Origin of the sequence: Nocardia vermiculata NBRC 100427 (assembly GCF_001613265.1) — a bacterium.
Classification (GTDB): Bacteria; Actinomycetota; Actinomycetes; order Mycobacteriales; family Mycobacteriaceae; genus Nocardia; species Nocardia vermiculata.
Map to the genome: position 1 here is coordinate 1 of NZ_BDCA01000050.1, position 13049 is coordinate 13049.

General features: G+C 66.7%; 16 protein-coding genes. 9 read left to right on the forward strand and 7 right to left on the reverse strand.

Going from position 1 to position 13049, the window contains the following annotated elements; all coding sequences use genetic code 11:
* Positions 1–1089, reverse strand: a 1089-nt coding sequence (gene dinB / locus NV2_RS29765) for a DNA polymerase IV (protein WP_067882042.1), incomplete at its 3' end; no start/stop codon positions are given.
* Positions 1090–1310: 221 nt separating this feature from the next.
* On the opposite strand from dinB, the gene NV2_RS31845 reads away from it, so the two are divergent.
* From NV2_RS31845 to NV2_RS29790, 5 genes are all read left to right on the forward strand, one after another.
* Positions 1311–2018, forward strand: a complete 708-nt coding sequence (locus NV2_RS31845) for a DUF998 domain-containing protein (protein WP_168436192.1) — start codon at positions 1311–1313, stop codon at positions 2016–2018.
* 73 nt (positions 2019–2091) lie between these two features.
* Positions 2092–2475: a thioesterase family protein gene (locus NV2_RS29775; RefSeq protein WP_067882048.1), complete on the forward strand. Its 384-nt coding sequence runs from the start codon at positions 2092–2094 to the stop codon at positions 2473–2475.
* A 237-nt stretch (positions 2476–2712) separates the two neighbouring features.
* On the forward strand, positions 2713–3831 hold the full coding sequence (locus tag NV2_RS29780; RefSeq protein WP_067882051.1) for a nitronate monooxygenase: 1119 nt from the start codon (positions 2713–2715) through the stop codon (positions 3829–3831).
* 284 nt (positions 3832–4115) lie between these two features.
* Positions 4116–4886 (forward strand): HNH endonuclease family protein, encoded by a 771-nt coding sequence (locus tag NV2_RS29785; protein ID WP_067882079.1) that lies wholly within the window; start codon positions 4116–4118, stop codon positions 4884–4886.
* 35 nt (positions 4887–4921) lie between these two features.
* The gene (locus tag NV2_RS29790) at positions 4922–5158 is read left to right on the forward strand and encodes a hypothetical protein (RefSeq protein ID WP_084475705.1); all 237 of its coding nucleotides are present in this window, start codon (positions 4922–4924) and stop codon (positions 5156–5158) included.
* Here the strand turns inward: NV2_RS29790 and NV2_RS29795 are convergent.
* Positions 5155–5595 carry an SRPBCC domain-containing protein gene (locus NV2_RS29795; protein WP_067882081.1) on the reverse strand — a complete coding sequence of 147 codons (441 nt, stop codon included), beginning with the start codon at positions 5593–5595 and terminating at the stop codon, positions 5155–5157. The genes NV2_RS29790 and NV2_RS29795 overlap by 4 nt on opposite strands.
* 52 nt (positions 5596–5647) lie before the next feature.
* On the reverse strand, positions 5648–6226 hold the full coding sequence (locus tag NV2_RS29800; RefSeq protein WP_067882084.1) for a TetR/AcrR family transcriptional regulator: 579 nt from the start codon (positions 6224–6226) through the stop codon (positions 5648–5650).
* 40 nt (positions 6227–6266) lie between these two features.
* Between NV2_RS29800 and NV2_RS29805 the strand changes: the two genes are divergently transcribed.
* The 4 genes from NV2_RS29805 (at position 6267) to mtnC (ending at position 10671) form a co-directional block, all read left to right on the forward strand.
* Entirely contained in the window at positions 6267–7511 is a 1245-nt protein-coding gene (locus NV2_RS29805) for a KasA/KasB family beta-ketoacyl-ACP synthase (RefSeq protein WP_067882057.1), read from the forward strand.
* A gap of 216 nt (positions 7512–7727) precedes the next feature.
* Entirely contained in the window at positions 7728–9407 is a 1680-nt protein-coding gene (locus NV2_RS29810; RefSeq protein ID WP_067882087.1) for a bifunctional S-methyl-5-thioribose-1-phosphate isomerase/methylthioribulose 1-phosphate dehydratase, read from the forward strand.
* Positions 9404–9973 carry a 1,2-dihydroxy-3-keto-5-methylthiopentene dioxygenase gene (locus NV2_RS29815; RefSeq protein WP_067882060.1) on the forward strand — a complete coding sequence of 190 codons (570 nt, stop codon included), beginning with the start codon at positions 9404–9406 and terminating at the stop codon, positions 9971–9973. Before NV2_RS29810 ends, NV2_RS29815 begins: the two co-directional genes overlap by 4 nt.
* Entirely contained in the window at positions 9970–10671 is a 702-nt protein-coding gene (gene mtnC, locus NV2_RS29820; protein ID WP_067882063.1) for an acireductone synthase, read from the forward strand. The genes NV2_RS29815 and mtnC overlap by 4 nt, the downstream gene beginning before the upstream one ends.
* Here the strand turns inward: mtnC and NV2_RS29825 are convergent.
* The 4 genes from NV2_RS29825 to NV2_RS29840 form a co-directional block, all read right to left on the reverse strand.
* Positions 10652–11233 (reverse strand): GTP-binding protein, encoded by a 582-nt coding sequence (locus tag NV2_RS29825; RefSeq protein WP_067882066.1) that lies wholly within the window; start codon positions 11231–11233, stop codon positions 10652–10654. The genes mtnC and NV2_RS29825 overlap by 20 nt on opposite strands.
* A gap of 6 nt (positions 11234–11239) precedes the next feature.
* Positions 11240–11629 (reverse strand): DUF742 domain-containing protein, encoded by a 390-nt coding sequence (locus NV2_RS29830; RefSeq protein ID WP_067882069.1) that lies wholly within the window; start codon positions 11627–11629, stop codon positions 11240–11242.
* Positions 11626–12051, reverse strand: coding sequence for a roadblock/LC7 domain-containing protein (locus tag NV2_RS29835; protein WP_067882072.1), 426 nt, complete (start codon positions 12049–12051; stop codon positions 11626–11628). The genes NV2_RS29830 and NV2_RS29835 overlap by 4 nt, the downstream gene beginning before the upstream one ends.
* Positions 12029–13049, reverse strand: a 1021-nt coding sequence (locus NV2_RS29840) for an ATP-binding protein (RefSeq protein WP_245662835.1), incomplete at its 5' end; no start/stop codon positions are given. The genes NV2_RS29840 and NV2_RS29835, both read right to left, overlap by 23 nt.

The window sequence follows — 13049 nt, forward strand, 5'->3', positions numbered from 1 at the left end:
TTGGCGCGGATCGGTGTTCTGCAGATTTGTCAGTGCCACGCCGATGAGAGTGAGGCCACGGTCGGCGATCGATGGACGTGCTGCGGCGAGCAGGGTGCGCGCGGCAGTCAGGATCGTCGCGCCGTCGTCGGTGGCTGCGGACAGCGTGCGGGATCGGGTGGCACGACTGAAATCGCCGAAGCGCAAGCGCAGCACCACGGTTCGGCAACTGCGCTGTGCCGCGCGCAGCCGATGGCCGAGGCGGTCGACGAGCCCGAGCAGGTAGGCCTCGATCTCGTCACCGGTACGGGTCCGATTCCCCAATGCGCGCTGGGCCCCGATCGAGCGTCGCCGGCGGCCGCTGTCTACCCGCCGCGGATCCTGGGCCCAGGCCAGCGCATACAGATGCCGTCCCGCCGCGCGTCCGAGCAGGCCGCGCAACTCCAGCGGATCGGCGTCCGCCAACTGCCCGATCCGGCTGATGCCGTGCTCGTGCAAGGTCCGGGCGGTCACCTCGCCGACACCCCAGAGCCGTTCGACCGGCAATGGATGCAGGAAGTCGAGTTCGCCCTCCGGCGGCACCACCAGCAAACCGTCGGGCTTGCTCACGGCGCTGGCCACCTTGGCGAGGAACTTGCTGCGCGCCACTCCGACCGAAATGGGCAGCCCGGCCTCCGAACGCACCCGGGCCCGCAACCGCGTGGCGATGTCGACCGGTTCGCCCACACTGCGTCGTAAGCCACCGACGTCGAGGAACGCTTCATCGATGGACAGGCCCTCCACGTTCGGGCTGGTGTCGCGAAAGATGTCGAACACCGCCCGGCTCGCCTGCGTATAGGCCGACATCCGGGGCGGGACGACCACGGCGTGGGGACACAGCCGCAGCGCTTGTCGCAGATTCATCGGCGTACGAACCCCGTACGCCTTCGCTTCATAACTCGCTGCCAGCACCACTCCGCCGCCGACGATCACCGCCTTGCCCCGCAGATGTGGCGCATCGCGCTGTTCGACCGAGGCGTAGAAGGAATCCAGATCGGCATGCAGAATCGCCGCGCAGGGCTGTGCGGCATGCACACCGCCCCCAGCCGCATCCGGGACCGACTCGAACATATGTGCGATATTACGCCGGTCTTCGTGCCGCGCTGCACGTCACCCCGTCGGGGCCGGCTCGCGCGGTTGTCGAGGCGGATGCCGGTGCCTCCGACCAGGTCTCGGCGAACATTTTTCCAATCTTCGCGGCGACCGACCGGGCGACAGTGGGATTCACCTTCACGGTGCGGTCGTCCGCACACCACGTGAACTGTCATCCGATCGACGAGAGGACATGTGTCGTGACCGACACCCTCAGACCTACGGAATCCGCAGCACCGAGCCCGGGAGAGCCGCCGGCGGCGGCGGTGATCGGATCGCTACTGGCGTGCGGTGTCATCGCCCCACCACTCAACATCGTCGTCCTGCTCGTCCTGGGGGCCGTGCGTCCGGATTACGATGCCCGGGTCGTCCCGGACAGCAACCTCGAACTGGGCGAGGGCGGGTGGATGCAGATCACCAACTACATCGTCACCGGTACGCTGCTGCTGGCCTACGCCGTCGGGACGAGACTGGTGCTGCGCAGCGGGCGTGGCTCCACCTGGGGGCCGATCCTGCTCGGGGTGTACGCCTGCACCTTCCTCGCCATCGGGCCGGTCCTTCCCGACCCGTCACTGGGTTATCCACCGGGAGCCTCGAGTGAGACGACCGTCCACGGCGCGGTTCACAGTCTGCTGGGCCTGGTGCAGTTCGGTTCACTGATCGCGGCGTGCGTCGTATTCGCACGGCGCGATCGAATGCTCGGACGACGCCGGTGGGCCCGGTACTCGATGCTCACGGGCACACTGCTCGCCGTCTCCTATATCGCCTTCGTCCTGACCGCACAAATGATGGACGGGGGGCCGACGGGGCTCATCGAGCGGCTCGGCATCACGGTCGGTGGGCTGTGGGTTGCACTCTCGGCGCTTCGGCTGCTGAGCAGTGCGGCCCCACGCGTATCCGTCGGATGAGCGAGGGTGCCCGAACTCGCCCGGGCGGCGCATCACCGGCGGCACCCGGGCGCATGCCGCTACGGTAGCGATTGTGAAGCTGCAGCCCGGCCTGGCGGCCGAATTCAGTGTCGAGGTCACCGCTGCCGATACCGCGACCGCGTTCGGGAGCGGCGATGTCGATGTGCTCGCGACTCCACGCGTCGTCGCGCTCGCCGAACACGCCACCCTGCTGGCAGTGCGGGACAAACTGCACTCGGGGCATACGACGGTCGGCATCGAGGTCTCGTTGCGGCACCGTCGTCCCAGTCCGCCCGGAACGACGCTCGTCGTCGGCGCTCGCCTCGTGGAGATCGACGGGGACCGGCTCACCTTCCGTGTCGTCGTTCATGTCGGTGCGAGTCTCGTTGCCGACGGGACCGTGCGCCGCGCGGTCGTCGAGCGCAAGCAGTTCCTGGCCCGCGCCGCCGAAAGCTGACCTCGACACCGGTGTCACCTCACCGGATCGACACCTCAACTAGAACATGTTGCCCTGGCCGGCCGCTCCGTGAGGGCGCCACCTCTTGACACCGCGCGCGCTTATCACACCCAATCGCGACCCCTTTTTCCGTCAGGATCTCGCTTACTTACTGTCCGGACACTAGTCTGGATATGAAACGTGTTCTAGTGTTGTGGCGAAGTTCCAGCGCCGGAAGACCAGAGGAGTCACCCCGCCATGCATACCGAGATCTGCGAACGACTGGGCATTGATGTCCCCATCTTCGCTTTCACCCATTGCCGCGACGTGGCCGCCGCGGTGAGTAACGCCGGCGGAATCGGCGTACTGGGTGCGGTCGGTTTCACCGCCGAGGAACTGGAAGTCGAACTGGCCTGGCTCGACGAGCATGTCAACGGCGTCTACGGCGTCGACCTCGTCATCCCGTCGAAGTACGAGGGCAAGGGCATCGACGACCTGAGTCCGGCGCAGCTCGAAGCCGAACTGGCCAAACTGGTTCCGCAGGGTCACCGCGATTTCGCGGAGAAGATTCTCGCCGACCACGGCGTCCCGAAGCTGCCCGAGGGTGAACATCACGAGCAGTTGCTGGGCTGGACGGCGACGACCGCCGGTCCGCAGGTCGACGTGATCCTGAAGCACCCCAAGGCGAAGCTGGTCGCCAATGCGCTCGGCACCCCGCCCGACGACATCATCGAGAAGGTCCAGAATTCGGGCCGCCTGATCGGCGCGCTGTGCGGTTCGGTCAAGCACGCGATGAACCACAAGCGTGCCGGATTGGATTTCGTCGTCTGCCAGGGCACCGAAGGAGGCGGGCACTGCGGTGAGATCTCCTCGCTGGTGCTGTGGCCGCAGGTGATCGATGCGGTGGGCGATCTGCCGGTGCTGGCCGCCGGTGGTATCGGCAACGGCCGTCAGGTCGCCTCGGCGATGGCGATGGGCGCTGCGGGTGCCTGGACCGGCTCCATCTGGCTGACCGTGGAGGAGGCCAACGTGCCGCCGGCACAGATGCAGACCTACATCGACGCCAGCAGTCACGACACCATCCGTTCGCGTGCATGGACCGGTAAGCCCGCCCGCATGCTCCGCAACGACTGGACCGACGCCTGGGAGAACCCGGAGAACCCGGATCCGCTCGGCATGCCGTTGCAGATGATGGTCGCCCTCGACGGCGTCAAGCGGGGTCACCGTTACCCGGAGGCCGCCAAGGACGTGAACTTCAATCCGGTCGGCCAGGTCGTCGGCCAGATGAACAAGATCGAGCGCACCTCCGATGTCATGCAGCGGCTCATGGAGGAGTACCTCGAAGCCTGCGAGCGACTGAACAAGCTCAACAGCTGACCCCGAGCCCGAACGTCCGGCCGGGTGCCCCTGCACCCGGCCGGACGTTTTTCGTGTGCCGGGTCCGAGTCGAACGAGCTCGCGCACTTGCGGTTTGCCGGTACGGGTTGACACTCTGTATCGGCGATGAGAAGTACACATGGTGAACGGCCCGGATGTGGCCGACAAAGAGCTCAGTTCCCCCCGGTCGGCAGGTTTGCCGGAATTGTGCCGACAGGCAACGGATCTCGCTCCCCGGAGCGGTATGTGGGATGCGGGTGTGGTGCGGCGATCGAGGTTCGGCGATGAAGGTATCCGGTTCGAACGGCCTGCGCCGGCTGTTCACCATCCTGGCTCCGGTGGTGCTGGCCGTGGTGCTGGCGGTCGCCTACAGCGTGTTCGACGATTCCAAGGAAACGACACCCGATTCCGGTGCTGCCCCGACCATGTCCGGAAAGGAGGTCGAGGGCCTGCTGGCGCAACTGAAGGTGGGCAAGGAAGCGTCGATGTCCGGTTACAGCCGTGACGAATTTCCGCATTGGGACAAGAACACTCCCGAGCACGGCTTCGGTGACACCTTCGCGCACTATGCCAAATGCACCACCCGCGACGTGATGATGTTGCGCGACGCCACCGGATCGGTGACCCTCGACCCCGCTACCTGCGATCTGACTGTCGGCAAGGACGGTGGCTGGCGCGACCACTACGGCGTGCTCGACAGCAAGACCGGAGAGCTCAAGCCCTACAAGTGGATCACCAACCCGTCCGGGGTCGATGCCGAACACATCGTGCCGTTGGCCGAGGCGTGGCGGTCCGGGGCGAAGTCGGGCTCCGAGGACACGCGGCGCAATGTCGCCAACGACGCCGTCAATCTGGTCGCGTCCGATCCCTCCGCGAACAGGTCGAAAGGTGATCAGGACGCCTCCGATTACCTGCCGCCGGGCAGCTTCCGGTGTGAATATGTGCAGCGCTATATCCGAATCAAGGTAAAGTACGGCCTCACGATCGACCTGGACGAACAGACCGCATTGCGGACCGCAGTCGGCGACTGCGTCGAGCGAGGAGAGTTCACATAGGCGACATCATCGAAATCACCGGTAAGGCCGCCGTCATGACCGACGAGGAAGGGACGGTGTCCGGGGAGCTCGATGTCCGCGTGGACGAGCGGGGCACAGGGCTGGTGCGCTATCGGGATACCGAAATCTGGTATCACATCGGCAATCTCGACGGCGACCCGGCCCGCACCTGGAACGATGTGAACGAGCTGGTCGCCGCGATCGAGGCGCAGCGCGGCAATCGCGACGCCGCCGGCAATGTCGTCCCGTTCGAAGCCGAACCGGCGGACTAACCCACAGATTCGGCGCGCGGTCCGACCGCTGCTGTCATCTGTCCGAAGCCACGGCGCAGCGCGGTGCCCAGCAGAGCAGTCACGACCGGCTGTAGGTGGCCCGCCAGTTCGAAATGTGACCGATAGCGGCAACGGCCGTCACCGAGCGGAGTCACGGTGTGAGTGCGCAGACTGTGCAGCATGCCACCCGGTACAGGCTTCATCCGGTAGCCGAATTCCACACCGGGGATGTGGTCACGAATGTATTCCCGCTGCGGGAACGCTTTCGGCCCCACCAGGCGCACCCGCATATCGATCGGATCTCCAGGCTCCAGAGTGCTGTTGCACCGGAGCACGAAGGGATTCCATTCGCCATACTTCGCGAAGTCCGTGAGGACCTTCCACACCACCGGCGCGGGGGCGGCGATCTCCACCGTTTCATCGATCACGAATGCCATGCGGACAACCATACTGAAACCTGTTTCAGCTGTCCCGAGGCGGCTCGGAACGTCATTCACCGGCGCTCACAACACTCAGCGATTGAGTGATCAGTAGCCGGGCCGCTCGCGACACCCGAGCGGTGTCGCCGGTGAGCATTCTGTGCTGTAGCAGCCCGCGCACACCGGAAACGAGAACGGTCGCGGTCGATTCCGGGTCCGGGACCGTGGGCTCCAGCTCACGTAGCGCGTCGGCGAGTGCGGCGACCAACGTGCTCACGACGTCCTCGGCGTAGCTCGCGAAGGGACTTCCGGGCACTGTCGCCGCGCCCAGCACCTGATGAAGCGCCCGTGTGCTGGCCATCCATTCAGAGGTGATGTTCACACTGAACGATTCGATGAGCTTGCGGCGCAAGGAGGGAAGGTCGGGCACGCCCGCGAACATGCCGACGATATCCGGACGCTGGGTCTCGAGCGCGGCGACCAGCATCTGCTCCTTGGTGCCGAAGTAGTGGATCAGCATGCGAGAGCTGGTGCCGAGGTAGTCGGCCAGCGGGCGCAGCGACAGCTCGATCAGTCCGTATTCGCCGATATAGGCGATGACCCCGGCGAGTAGTTCGGCGCGCCGGTCCTGGTTCACGGGTCTGGGCACCTGTTGACTGTAGCGGTCGCTACGGGTATTCATACAAGCCATGAGTGTAACAAACGCTACACAAACACCGGTTGACGTCGTCGTGACCGGGATGGCCACCACCACCTGCCTCGGACCGGATCTGGACAGCACCTGGGCGGCACTACTGGCCGGCAAGAGCGGAATCGGCCCGCTGACCGACGACTTCGTCACGCGTTACGACCTGCCGGTACGCATCGGTGGACGGCTCACCGAACAGCCGGGCGAACATCTCACCCGGATCGAGCAGCGCCGGCACTCCTACGTCCAGCAACTCGCATTGGTCCTCGGCCGGCAGGTCTGGGCACACGCCGGAGCGCCGGACACCGACCCCGAACGCCTCGGCGTCGCGATCGGCACCGGGCTCGGCGGCGGCGATGCCTTCATGACCGCCGTCGACGCGATGCGCGAGGGCGGCTACCGCAAGGTCCCACCCCTGACCGTCCCGATGGTGATGCCGAACGGCCCTGCTGCCCGGGTAGGCCTCGAGTTCGGGGCGAAGGCGGGCGTCTACGCGCCGACCTCGGCGTGCTCGTCCGGTGCCGAGGCGATCGCACACGCATGGCGACTGATCCGCACCGGCGAGGCTGATGTCGTGATCGCCGGTGGCGTCGAGGGATACATCGAGGCGGTCCCGATCGCGAGCTTCGCCATGATGCGGGCGATGAGTACCCGCAACGCCGAACCGGCCCTGGCCTCACGACCTTTCGACCGTGACCGGGACGGCTTCGTGTTCGGCGAGGCCGGCGCGCTGCTGGTACTCGAATCGGAGGAGTTCGCCCGGGCCCGTGGAGCGCGCGTGCACGGGCGGGTACTCGGGGCCGGCATCACCTCCGACGGCTATCACATCACCGGAACCGAACCCGACGGCGCCGGAGCCGCGCGGGCGATGCGCAAGGCGATCGCGGCCGCCGGGCTCGTCCCGTCCGATATCGATCACGTCAACGCCCACGCGACCTCGACGCCGGTCGGCGATGCCTCCGAGGCCAATGCCATCGCCGCGGTGGCCCCGCATGCTTCGGTATACGCGCCGAAGTCCGCTCTCGGTCATTCGATCGGTGCGGTAGGCGCGCTGGAGGCGATTCTCACGCTGTGCACGATCGCCGGCGAATCCGTGCCACCCACACTGAACTTCGACGATCCGGACCCGAATGTGGATCTCGACATCGTGCACGGCACGGCCCGGCCACAGCGCATCGCCCACGCGCTGAGCAACTCCTTCGGCTTCGGGGGACACAACGTCACGCTCGCCTTCGGCGGTGCCTGACCGGCCGGTGTGCTTCCACGCCCGCGGGGCGAATACGCATCGGATGCAATCGTGCAGCGAATGCACTCTCATCCGGAATGTGCAGCGCACCGCCCGACCACGGTGAGCTGCGGGGATCCGATCCGGAAGAGGACAAACCTGGTGCACACCGACGAGTCCTGATTCGCTACCGTTTCAGTGGACAACCAGTCGAGTGTGGTGAGGGTGTTGCACGGAATGGGTGAAGGTTCGATCAGTTGGGTCGACGGTGCCGTGGTCACGATCGATCAGCGCGCACTGCCGCACGAGGTCCGCACGCTGCGTCTCACCACGGTCGACCAGGTGATCGACGCGATCGCCACACTTGCTGTGCGGGGTGCACCGGCGATCGGTGTGTGCGCGGCCTTCGGTGTCGCGCTGGCCGCCCGGGAACATGGCGGCGACACAGCGCGAGTCGAGGCCGAGGCCGTGCGTATCGAGGCGGCACGGCCCACTGCGGTCAACCTGTCCTGGGGTGTGCGCCGGGCCCTGGTACAGCTGCCCGGCGGCCCGGAGGCCGTGCTGGCGGAGGCTCGGGCGATGCTCGACGAAGACGGTCGTGTCAATCGCGCCGCGGCAGGTCACGCTGCCGACCTGGTCCAAAGGCTGTGTCCCGCTCGGCCGCTGCGGATCTTGACCCATTGCAATACCGGCCGCCTGGCCACCACCGCTTTCGGCACCGCGATCGGCGCCCTGCGCGTCCTGCACGCGCGCGGCGCGGTCGACAGCGTGCTGGTCGACGAGACGCGGCCGTTGCTGCAGGGTGCGCGACTGACCACCTGGGAACTGGCGGAAGCGGGCATCACGCACCGGCTGACCGTGGATTCGGCGGCGGCGTGGGCGATGGCCACCGGGCAGGTCGACTGCGTGATCGTGGGGGCCGACCGCATCACCGCCGACGGGGCGGTCGCCAACAAGATCGGCACCTACGGGCTGGCTTTGGCCGCGCGTCATCACGGCATCCCGTTCATCGTGGTGGCACCCGAATCCAGTCGGGACATCGCGACCGCGACCGGTGCCGAGATCATCGTGGAACAGCGTGGCGCAGACGAGATCACGACCATCGGCGACTATGTGGCAGCGCCGGCCGGGACAGAGGTCTTCAATCCGGCGTTCGACGTCACACCGCCGGAACTGGTCACCGCGGTCGTCACCGAGAACGGTTTGATCGAGGATGCGTCCCCTGCACCGTCGTCGCCCGAGTCCCGTGGGGGAGGCGAGCACCCGGAAGTGGCTGCGGCGGCCGACCGGACCGCCGAGACGGTACTCGGTGCGGACATCGCGGCCGTGGCGGCGGAACTCTACGCCCGCGGCTGGATGCCGGGCACCGCGGGAAACATCTCCGCCCGCGACGGTGCCGCTGCCGTGATCACCGGAAGCGGTCTGTCCAAGGGGCAGCTGTCGCCGGCCGATATGGTCCGGGTGCGTATCGACGACGCGGAAGTCGTTACCGGGGCCCGGCGTCCGTCCGCGGAAACCACGATCCATACCGCGATATACCGCAGCACCGATGCGGGCGCAGTCGTGCACGTGCATTCGCCACACGCCACCGCCGCCACGTGTCACGGCGCGACGACACTGCGCTTCGGCGGATTCGAACTGATCAAGGGGCTCGCCGGCGGGGAGACCGTGGACGTCCCGGTCTTCGCCAACCACCGCGAGGTCGCGCAGATCGGCACGGATGTCGCGCGATATCTGGATGCGAATCCGACCGCGCCTCCGGTACTGTGCATCGCCGGCCACGGCATCACGGCGTGGGGTACCGATCTCGCACAGGCCCGCGACCGCGCGGAATGCCTGGAAGCACTGTGCGAACTCGCCTCGCTCACCGGACGTCACGACATCACCACCCGCATCTTCGAGGAGCAAGCGCAATGACCCTGGTGCAGATCGCCGCCGACACCGATCCGGACGACATTCGCCTGCACACCACCGATCCCGAACGTATCGCGGCCGAACTCGCGCTGCGCGGAGTGCTGTTCGACCGATGGCCCGCCACGCCGATCACCGCCGAGATCTCCACCGACGAGATTCTCGGCTACTACGGCGAGCGAATCGGTGAACTCGACGCCGACGAGCGCTACCGCCATATCGATGTCGCGCGCATCCATCCCGACGATACCGATCCGCAGTGGCCCGATCGCGCCCGTGCGGCCCGGGAGAAGTTTCTGTCCGAACACCGCCACGGCGAGGACGAGGTGCGGTTCTTCGTCTCGGGTCGCGGTTGCTTCTATCTGCACCTGGAACCGGAAGTCGTCGCGGTGGTATGCGAGGCAGGCGATCTGGTGTCGGTTCCGGCCGGCACCCGGCACTGGTTCGATATGGGTGCTCGGCCGGATTTCGTCGCCATCCGGTTCTTCGAGGAGGCCGACGGCTGGGTCGGTGATTTCACCGGTGACCGCATCGCCGAGAAGTTCCCGAGCCTGGATCAGCTCGCCTCGTGATCAGCGCCATCGTCCTCGATATCGAGGGGACCACGAGTCCGACCCGTGCCGTGCGCGAGGATCTCTACGGCTATACCCGCAGGCGGCTGCCGCAGTGGCTGGCCGACCATCGAACCGATGTCGCCGCCGCTGTCCTCGAACAGACCCGTGAGCTGGCCGAGCGCGGCGATGCCGGGGTGCAGGAGATCGCAGAGATCCTGCGCGACTGGCTGGATTCCGACGTCAAGGCCGCGCCGCTGAAAGCTGCGCAGGGGCTGATCTGCGCGGACGGCTTCCGGGCCGGCGACCTGCACGGCGAATTCTTCGAGGACGTACCTGCTGTCCTGCGTGCCTGGCATGCCGCCGGGATCGTGCTGTCTGTGTATTCCTCGGGTTCGGTTCGCAATCAACAGGATTGGTTCGCGTACGCGCGCGGGGGCGAACTGGCCTCACTGATCGGGGACTGGTTCGATCTGGCCAATGCGGGCGCCAAGCGGGAGTCCCGGTCATACCACCGGATCGGCGCCGCGATCGGCGTGCCTGCTGCCGAGATCCTGTTTCTGTCCGATCACCCGGACGAACTGGATGCGGCGGCGGCGGCGGGGTGGCAGGCGATCGGCGTCAGCCGCACGGGGGAGCCGAACGCCCCACGCCCACCGCACCGCTGGATCGGCAGTTTCGCGGAAGTGGACGTTCCGCTCAGGCCACCGAGGTCGTAGCGCGAGCAATCAGGTGCTCGACGAGGGTCATCAGCACCGTCTTGCACGAATTGCGGTCTCGCGCATCGCAGAGCACCACGGGGATGTTCCCGTCGAGGTCGAGTGCCTCACGGACCTCCTCGGTGGTGTAGACCGGTGCGCTGTCGAAGCAGTTCACCGCGATGGCGAAGGACAGACCGCGGCGCTCGAAGAAGTCGATCGCGGCGAAGGAGTTCTCCAGCCGTCGGGTGTCGGCGATGACCACGGCGCCGAGGGCACCGCGCGCCAATTCGTCCCACAGGAACCAGAATCTGTCCTGTCCGGGGGTGCCGAACAGATACAGCACCAGGCTCTGGTCGATGGTGATGCGACCGAAGTCGAGTGCCACCGTGGTGGTGGTCTTGCCCTCCACGCCCGACAAATCGTCGATGCCGGTGGACAATTCGGTGATCATTTCCTCGGTACGCAGCGGTGCGATCTCGCTGATCGAGGACACCATCGTGGTCTTACCGACGCCGAAGCCGCCGGCTACGAGGATTTTGACCGAGGCAGCCAGGTCGGCATGGGACGAATTATCAGGCACGGTGTTCTACAGCTTTCGGATTCCATCGAGTACTGCTCGCAAGATGTTCAGCTCACCGAGACCGGCAGTGTCGTTGTCGGATTCGGTGCCGGCGGGAGCACGGAAGTTCAGCAGGCCCTCGGCGATGAGATCACCTACGAGGATCTTGGTCACCGCCAGGGGTAACCGCAGCCACGCCGAGACCTCGGCTACCGACAACGGAGATCGGCACAGCTGGACGATTTCCGCGTATTCCGGTTCGGCGCGCCGCAGTGGCGGAGCGGGGGACACGGTCACCACGAGGGTAAGCATATCCAGATCGTGTCCCGCCCCCATGGTGCGGCCCCGCGTTACGGCGTACGGCCGGACCAACGGGCCCGCTGCGTCGTCGAACCACGGTTGACCTATGCGTGTCATGACAATCTGTGCTCCACGTGTTCGGCCAGGCCGTGACGGGGATCCGTGGACAGATAGTTGCCGACGCGCTGTACGGTGAGATTCATTTCGTAGGCCACCATACCCAGATTCGCGTTGTCGTTGGCCTGCAATGCGATACACGCATTGCTACCGGCCGCCGTGACGAACAGTACTGCACGGTCGAGTTCGATGACGGCCTGACGAACGCCACCGCCGTCGAAGCGGTGTCCGGCGCTGCGAGCGAGCCCGTACAAGGTTGCCGACATGGCACCGAAGTGTTCGGCATCTTCACGGCTCATCGTCGTGGATCGGCCCAGCAGCAGCCCGTCGGTGGAATGCACTACCGCGTAGCGCACACCGGCCAGGCGATCGACCAGATCGTCGAGCAGCCAGTTCAGATCACCTGCGTTGGAAGAAGTCACCTTCGCCTTCCTGTTCGTCCCCGATGGGGTGGCCGGGTTGCGACTGCGAACGCCGGCCCTGTCTGGTTCCGTTCTCGATGGCGGACATCAGATCCCGAGCCTGTTCCGCCGAGCGCGCACGCTGCTGCCCGTCGGGCTCGGCGGATGCGTCGGGTTCGGGGTCGTGCGCCAGTTCCGGTGCGAGACTGGCTTGTCGGCGCCGGCGGGGCAACGGCGGGCGACCGCCGGTGCCGGGCGCGGGCCGGGAGCCGGTGCGGGACTCCGGTTCGGTGGCCGGAGTGGCGCGCTCGTGCCGCGGACGCGCGACATGGCGACCGGTCGGCTCGGCACCCGGCAGCGTGCCGGTCTGTTCCGACCCCACCGAGTCCGCCCAGGCCCGCGGGCCGCCGGATTCCGACCAGGCCTGAGCCTGCGACGGCAGCGCCGGCGGCTGCGGGCGCACCGCGCCGGGAGCCGGTGGCGGCGGTGCCAATGTGGCGACACCGGTTGCGGCAGCGGCCGATTCGGACGAACCCAGGGCGGGCATCTCACTGGTCATCAGGGCCTCACGCCGACCACCGAATCGCTCCGGGACGTGATCGCTGACGGGTGCATCCGTGGCCACGACGGTGGTCGGCACCAGCACGATGGCGCGGATGCCGCCGTACTCGGATTCGGCCAGGCGCACCGAGATGCCGTGGCGTACACCGAGCTGCGCGACCACGAACAATCCCAGACGCGAATTCGCCGACAGTGTCGCGACGCCGAAATCCGGTGGATTACGCAGCATCTCGTTGGCGCGCTCGAGTTCCTCGGGCGGCATGCCCATGCCCTGGTCGCTGATCTCGATCGCCACCCCCTTGCCGACCACGTTGCTGCTGACCTCCACGCGTGACTGCGGCGGGGAGAACGAGGTCGCATTGTCGACCAGCTCGGCGAGCAGGTGGATGAGGTCGGCGACCACGTTGCCGACGATGAATACCTGCGGCATCCGGTGTGCCCGCACCCGGGCGTAGTCC